This window comes from Phenylobacterium sp. (assembly GCF_041691455.1).
Classification (GTDB): domain Bacteria; phylum Pseudomonadota; class Alphaproteobacteria; order Caulobacterales; family Caulobacteraceae; genus Phenylobacterium.
Genome location: NZ_JBEPUO010000036.1, coordinates 20310 through 27100, shown reverse-complemented (window position 1 = coordinate 27100; position 6791 = coordinate 20310). Strand labels below are relative to the sequence as shown.

At 70.8% G+C, this 6791-nt stretch carries 5 protein-coding genes; all 5 read right to left on the bottom strand.

The window, feature by feature from the left end; genetic code table 11:
- Positions 1–196 precede the first annotated feature (196 nt).
- The 5 genes from ACESMY_RS21430 to ACESMY_RS21410 are packed head-to-tail and all read right to left on the bottom strand — an operon-like array spanning position 197 to position 6781.
- Complete coding sequence (locus ACESMY_RS21430; protein ID WP_372786669.1) at positions 197–877, bottom strand: TetR/AcrR family transcriptional regulator; 681 nt, start codon at positions 875–877, stop codon at positions 197–199.
- 37 nt (positions 878–914) lie between these two features.
- Positions 915–4121, bottom strand: coding sequence for an error-prone DNA polymerase (locus ACESMY_RS21425; RefSeq protein WP_372786668.1), 3207 nt, complete (start codon positions 4119–4121; stop codon positions 915–917).
- Positions 4118–4522, bottom strand: a complete 405-nt coding sequence (locus tag ACESMY_RS21420; RefSeq protein WP_372786667.1) for a VOC family protein — start codon at positions 4520–4522, stop codon at positions 4118–4120. Before ACESMY_RS21420 ends, ACESMY_RS21425 begins: the two co-directional genes overlap by 4 nt.
- Positions 4523–4530: 8 nt before the next feature.
- Entirely contained in the window at positions 4531–6060 is a 1530-nt protein-coding gene (locus ACESMY_RS21415) for a DNA polymerase Y family protein (RefSeq protein WP_372786666.1), read from the bottom strand.
- Complete coding sequence (locus ACESMY_RS21410; protein ID WP_372786665.1) at positions 5978–6781, bottom strand: ImuA family protein; 804 nt, start codon at positions 6779–6781, stop codon at positions 5978–5980. The genes ACESMY_RS21415 and ACESMY_RS21410 overlap by 83 nt, the downstream gene beginning before the upstream one ends.
- Between the last annotated feature and the right edge of the window lie 10 nt (positions 6782–6791).

The following is a 6791-nucleotide window of genomic DNA, read 5'->3' as shown; positions in this document are numbered from 1 at the left end:
GGCGGCGAGGGCGCCTGGGCGCCGGCCCGGCCGGCCACCGCGGCGCTGGCGGCCAGGGCCGCCCCGGCGATCAGCACCGTCCTGCGGTCGGATTCCATCCGTCGATTGTCTTTGGTCATGCCCCGCCTCCCAGCCAGTTTCTTTTTTGTGGGTGCGCGGTCTGGCTCCGACGCCCCGCCCGCGCGGAGTTTAGGCCCTAGCGCGGTTTGTGGTCAATCTTGCCTACAGACTTGGGGCCGCCGTTTTTCAGTTCGTCCACCAGCCGTTGGCGCAGGTCCTTCAGGAGCGCGATCACCTTGGGCTCGTCCGGCGAGGTGCGGCCGATGAAGACCGAATCCATGGCCAGGCCGTTGAGCGCCACGCGGGTCAGGTGCGCCACGGCCTCGATCTCCTCCAGCCGCTCGGGCACGCCGAGGTTTTCGGCCATGCGGATGCGGGCGCGGTGCAGGCTCGCCTCGAGGTCGCCGGCGAACTGCGGATAGCGTTCGGCGAGCTCGGGGTCGCTGCGCGCGGCGATGGTCACCTCCATCAGGGCGATGGCCGCGGGTTCGCGCAGGGACGCCCAGACGGCGTCCACGCCATGCAGGAAGCGGTCGGGTCCTTCTGGATAGGGTGTCAGGTGTTCGCGCACCTTCGCGCCTCGGGCGGCCGATGCGTATTCCGCCACGCCGATGATCAGGTCGACCTTGGTGGGGAACTGGTGGAGGAGCGAGCCGCGGCTCACCTTGGCCAGCCGCGCCACCAAGGGCGTCGAGGTCGCCGCATAGCCGAAGTCGGCCAGGCAGCGGACCGCCGCCTGCATGATCTTCTCCCGCGTCGCGGCGCGCCGCTCGGCGTTGGGGCCTCGCGGGACCTTGGGCTTTGGTGCTTTCGCCATGGCTTGAGCATGGCGCGCGGGAACCGTCCCGCCAAGCTTAATGGAAGTCGCGGCTGCGGACGAGGCGGCTGGAGACCCTGGCGTGGGGTGGCGGCGGGGCGGCGCCTGGGGCCGCCTCGTGGTCGCGCATTTCGCCCAGCTTCGCGGACAGGTCGGTGAAGCGCTCGGCGACCAGGTGGATGACGTTGTTGGCAACCTGCAGCTGGCCGTGGACCACCAGGAAGGACGCGCTCATCACCAGGCGGCGGTTGGCGTCGAAGGCGTCCTTCCAGCAGACGATGTTGGCGATGCCGGTCTCGTCTTCCAGGGTCAGGAACACCACGCCCTTGGCCGTGCCCGGCCTCTGGCGGACGAGGACCAGCCCGCCCACGGAGACGCGGCGGCGGTCGCGCAGGGTCTTCAACGCCGCGCACGGAACGACCCGCATCCGCGCCAGGTCGTCGCGGAAGAAATGAACCGGGTGGCGTTTCAGCGAGAGGCTGGTCGTCCGGTAGTCCTCGGCGACCTCCTTCGGCAGGCTCATGAAGGGGAGCTGCACCTGAGCTTCCTTCAGGCTCTGGCGGGTGAGCAGCGGCGCGTCGCGCTCGGCGTGGATTTCGCCGGCCATGCCCTTCACCGCCCAGAGCGCCTGGCGGCGGTCGAGGCCCAGCGCGCGGAAAGCGTCGGCCTCGGCCAGAAGCTCCAGCCCCCGCCGCGACAGGCCGGACCGCAGGACGAAATCCTCGAGGGTGGCGAGACCCAGCGCCCGCGCCTTCATGAAGGCTTCGGCCTCTTCCTGCCTGAAGCCCTTGATCTGGCGAAGGCCGAGGCGCAGCGCGCGGTGCGGCGAGCGCGGATCGTCCGGCGGCTCCAGCGTGCAGTCCCAGTCGCTGGCGACGATGTCCGGGGGGCGCACCTCCACACCATGCTCCTTCGCGTCGCGGACCAGTTGCGCCGGCTGGTAGAAGCCCATCGGCTGGCTGTTCAGGAGGCTCGCGCAGAACACCTCCGGGTGATGCCACTTCACCCAGGCCGAGGCGTAGACCAGGAGCGCGAAACTGATCGCGTGGCTCTCCGGGAAACCGTAGGAGCCGAAGCCCTCGATCTGCTTGAAGCAGCGCGCGGCGAACTCCGGATCATAGCCGCGATCGGACATGCCGCGGATGAACATCTCCTTGTATTCCCAGAGCTTCCCATTGGAGCGGAAGGTGGCCATGGAACGGCGCAAACCGTCGGCGTCGTCGGCGGAGAACTTGGCCGCCTCGATGGCCAGCCGCATCGCCTGCTCCTGGAACAGCGGCACGCCGCAGGTCTTTTTCAGGACCTGCTCCAACTCCTTCGCGTCGCCGTGCTCAGGCGAAGGCGACGGAAACTCCACGGGCTCGGCCCCCTCGCGCCGCCGCAGGTAGGGATGCACCATGTCGCCCTGGATCGGCCCGGGACGGACGATCGCCACCTCGATGACCAGGTCGTAAAACTTGCGGGGCCTGAGCCTCGGCAGCATCGACATCTGGGCCCGGCTCTCGACCTGGAAGACGCCTATGGAATCGGCCTCGCAGAGCATGTCGTAGACGGCCGGATCCTCCTGCGGGATGTCGGCGATGTCGTCGATCCCCAGGATGTCGAAGCTCTTTTTCAGGGCGGTCAGCATCCCCAGCGCCAGCACGTCGACCTTCATCAGCTTGAGCGCGTCTATGTCGTCCTTGTCCCACTCGATGAAGGTGCGGTCCTTCATCGCCGCGTTGCCGATCGGCACGGTCTCGTCCAGCCGGCGCTGGGTCAGGACATAGCCGCCCACGTGCTGGGACAGGTGCCGCGGAAACCCCAGCAGCTCTTCGGCGAGGCTGACGGCCCGCCGGATTTCCGGATTCGCCGGATCGAGGCCGGCCTGGCGGATGTGCTCGTCCGGCACGCTGTCGCCCCAGCTGCCCCAGACGGTGTTGGCGAGCGCCGCGGTGATGTCCTCGGTGAGGCCCAGCGCCTTGCCCACCTGCCGGATCGCCATGCGGGGCCGGTAGTGGATGACGGTGGCCACGATCGCCGCCCGGTCGCGGCCGTAGCGGTCGTAGACATACTGCATCACCTCCTCGCGCCGCTCGTGCTCGAAGTCGACGTCGATATCCGGCGGTTCGCCCCGGTTCTCGGAGATGAAGCGGGAGAACAGGAGGTCCTGGTCCTCCTTGGTGGGGTCCACAGCCGTGACGCCCAGGCAGAAGCAGACACAGGAATTGGCCGCCGAACCCCGCCCCTGGCAGAGGATTCCGTGGTCGCGCGCCCATTGGACGATGTCGTGAACTGTGAGGAAATAGTTCGGGTAGTCGAGCTTCTCGATGAGATCGAGCTCGCCCTGGATGGTCGCCCGTTCCTTTTCGCCCATGCCGGTTGAGAACCGCCACTGGGCGCCGGCCCAGGTCAGGTCGCGCAGATGCTGGATGGCGGTCTTGCCCGGCGGCACCGGCTCGTCGGGGTATTCGTAGGAGAGGTTCGAGAGGTCGAACTCCATCCGCTCGGCGACCTCGAGGCTGCGTTCCACGGCGCCGGGGAAGCGGGCGAACAGGCGCGCCATCTCCTCCGGCGATTTCAGGTGGCGCTCGGCGTTGGCCTCGAGGCGCAGGCCCGCGTCCTGGATCGTGCAGGTCTCGCGGATGCAGGTGAGCACGTCCTGCAGGGCCCGGCGTTCAGGACCGTGATAGAGAACGTCGTTGGTGGCCACCATGGGGACCCGGGAGTCCTGGGCGAGCGCCGCCAGCCGGGACAGCCGTTGCAGATCGCGAGGGCCGTAGCGCCGGGACGCCGCCAGCCAGACGCTGCCGGAGAGTTCGCGGCCGATGCGGACGAGCGCCTGCTCGAACCTTTCGTCCAGACGATCCGGCGGGACCACCAGCGCCAGCTGGCCCTCGGCGTGCGCGAGGAAATCGCGCCAGTGGAGTTCGCAGCCACCCTTCTTCTCGCGCCGCTGGCCCACCGTCAGCAGGCGGGTCAGGCGGCCGTAAGCCTCGCGGTCGGACGGATAGACCAGAAGGCTCGGCGTCCCGTCGGCGAAATCCAGGCGGCAGCCGGTCAGGTCGCGGATCTTCGAGCCCGACTCCCGCAGCTCCTTCTTCGCCGACCAGGCGCGCACCACCCCGGCCAGGGAGTTGCGGTCGCAGATCCCAATGGCCTCGATCCCCAGCGCATCGGCGCCGGCGACCAGCTCCCCGGGATGCGAGGCGCCGCGCAGGAAGGAGAAATTGGTCGCGGCCTGCAGTTCGGCGTAGCGGGTCACGTGAGGTCCGTGAACGGATTGAAGGCGACCTCCCAGAGGTTGCCCTCGGGGTCGGCGAAATAGCCGGAATAGCCGCCCCAGAAGACGTCTTCCGGTCGCTTGACGGCCGTCGCCCCGGCGGCCAGGGCTTCCGCGAAGACCGCATCGACGCCTTCCTTGCTGGGCTCGTTGTGGGCGATGGCGACGCCGCTGAAGCCGGAGCCCTCGACCGACACCGTGGCGTCCTTGGCGAGCTCGTCGCGCGGAAAGAGGCCGAGCCAGCTCCCCTCCAGCCGGAACATGACCATGTCGTCGCCGGGGTTGTAGTTGTGCGGCGGCAGGCCCAGGCCGTCCCGGTAGAAGACGATCATCCGTTCCAGGTCGCGGACGCCGAAGGTGATCAGGCTGATCTTGGGTTTCATGAGAGGTCCTATCCAAAAAGGCCGTGCATCCACCATTTCGGCGGGATGGCGGGGTCGCCGTAGAGGCCGGCGCGGAACAGCCAGAAGCGGGCGCCGGCCTCGTCCTCGACCCGGTAGTAGTCGCGGATGTGGCCGATACGGACGTCCTCGATCGCGCCCTTCCACCACTCCTCGCCGATCCGTTCGGGGCCCTCGGCGCGGCGCACGCGGTGCAGCTGGCCGCGCCAGCGGAACTGGGTCGGCGGATCGTCGGGGGTCAGGGCCAGCACCGCCTCCACCGGCTCCGGGCGGCGGAAGAGGCGGGTGGGACGTGGGGTTTCCCTGTCCCATGCCCGGGCCTGCGGCGGGGCGGCCAGCGGCCTCGCGCGGCCCACGGCCAGCTCGGGGACATGGCTTTCCACCGGCACGGCGCGCCAGACGCGCTCTTCGCCCAGGCGGTTGATCAGGCGGTCGACGAGCGGGGCCAGGCCTTCCTCGACGGTGGCCTCGCGGCCGGAATCGAGCCGGGCCTGGCGCCCGGAGATCGGCTCCACGTCGTGGGCCACAAGCGTCACCACCTCGATCCCGAAGCCCGGGTCGACGGTCTCCAGCTTCGGCGCGAAGAGCTTGGCGATCCGCTTGGCGTCGCGGCCGGGGAGCGAAAGGCCGATGGCGAGCGGCAGGGCCCGGCCGTCCACCCGGTGGAAGGCGATCTCGAAGCGCCGCGCGCCGCGGCCCTCGGTCTCCAGCCGCGCGCAGAGCTTGGCGGCGACGTCGAAGGTGACGCGCGCCATGTCTTCCGGGACGCTGATCGGCTCGGCGAAGGCCAGGCGGGCGAACCACGGGTTCGGCGGGCGGCGGAAGGTCAGCGCCTCCTTCTCGCGGCCCAGCGCCTGGTCGAGGCGGGCGAGCGCCGCGCGGCCGAAGCGCCGGGCGAAGGGCGCGCGGGGGATCGACAGCAGCTGGCCGACCTGGCGCAGGCCCAGCCGCTCGATCTGCGCCCAGGTCTCGGTGGAAAGCCGCATGGCCGCCGGCGGCAGGGGCGCGAGCAGGGCCGCCTGGCCGCCGGCTGAGGCGATGGCGCCGTCCTCACCGAAATGCGCCAGCGCCCAGGCCGCGCCCGGGGTGTCGGCGATGGCGCAGCGGAACGGCAGTCCGTTGGCCGCGAGCCGGCCGCGGAAGTCGTCCAGCATCCGGTCCTCGCCGTCCCACAGGTGGTCGACCCCGGTGACGTCCAGGAAGAGGCCGTCCGCTCCGTCGGCCGCCACCGCCGGCGAGAAGCGCACGCACCAGTCGGCGAGCGCGGTCAGGGCCGCGGCGTCGGCCTCCGGCTCGGCCTCGGCCGTGACCAGCTCCGGGACCAGGGCCATGGCGTCGGTCGCCTTCTGGCCGGGATGCAGCCCGAGGCTTGCGGCCTCCCAGCTCACCGCCGAGAGCCGACGGACGGCCCGGACGGTCTCCAGGAGGGCGAAGGGCTCAGCCGGCGAGTCTGAGGGGTAGCGCCGGCGCCAGTTGGCGATCGCCCAGCTCGGCGACCAGGCGCAAAGGATGCGCGACATCCGTCATCTCCCAGCAATAGGCGTCCGTGGCCTCCATCAGCCACGCCCCGGTCCGCCCGCCGCGGCAGCGTTCCAGCTCGACCCGGAAGCGGGGGCTCCCCAGGCCGAATTCGCCGGCCGGCGGCTCCGAGGGTGCCGAACAAACCCGCCAGCGGGTGGCGGCCGCCGATCCGGTCGCCTCGCGCCGGGCCGGGCCGCCATAGGGGCGCCTGAGGATCAGGAAGCCGGTGGCCGAGCGTTTCTCGCAGGCGAGCTGCAGCCGGCGGCCGGCGGTCAGGTCGGCCGCCTCGACCTCGCCGACCACGGCGGCGACGCCCACCGTCGAAAGCGCGTCCTCCATCACCGACAGCGCCTCGGCCTCGTCGCGGGCGCAGACCTGGATCAGCCGGTCGGGCGGAAACCCCAGGCCCAGCAGTCCCGGCGCGCAGAGGTCGTCGCGGCGCAGCACCCAGACCACCTCGCCCCGCCTCGCGAGCGGCGCGGCCATGAGCGCGGTGAAGGCGGCCGGGGCCGCGGCGGTCTCCGTCTCCATCCCCGTCCCGCCGATCTCGTGCCACCGGCCGAGCGGCAGGCCGCCGCCCGGCAGGCGTCCGTCGATCCGTCCGTCCCCGAACGGCAGGGATTCAGAGTCCGCCCGTCCGCCCGCCTCGATGGCGGCGATCTTCGCCCTGAGGGCGCCCAGCCCCCCCTCTCGCGGAGTCTGGCCGCGAAAATCGGACATGGCTTTGCGG

Bases quoted from the DNA above. Each gene is read 5' to 3' on its own strand.
- ACESMY_RS21410 (WP_372786665.1), bottom strand. From the start codon at position 6,781: ATGTCCGATTTTCGCGGCCAGACTCCGCGAGAGGGGGGGCTGGGCGCC.
- ACESMY_RS21420 (WP_372786667.1), bottom strand. From the start codon at position 4,522: ATGAAACCCAAGATCAGCCTGATCACCTTCGGCGTCCGCGACCTGGAA.
- ACESMY_RS21415 (WP_372786666.1), bottom strand. From the start codon at position 6,060: ATGTCGCGCATCCTTTGCGCCTGGTCGCCGAGCTGGGCGATCGCCAAC.
- ACESMY_RS21430 (WP_372786669.1), bottom strand. From the start codon at position 877: ATGGCGAAAGCACCAAAGCCCAAGGTCCCGCGAGGCCCCAACGCCGAG.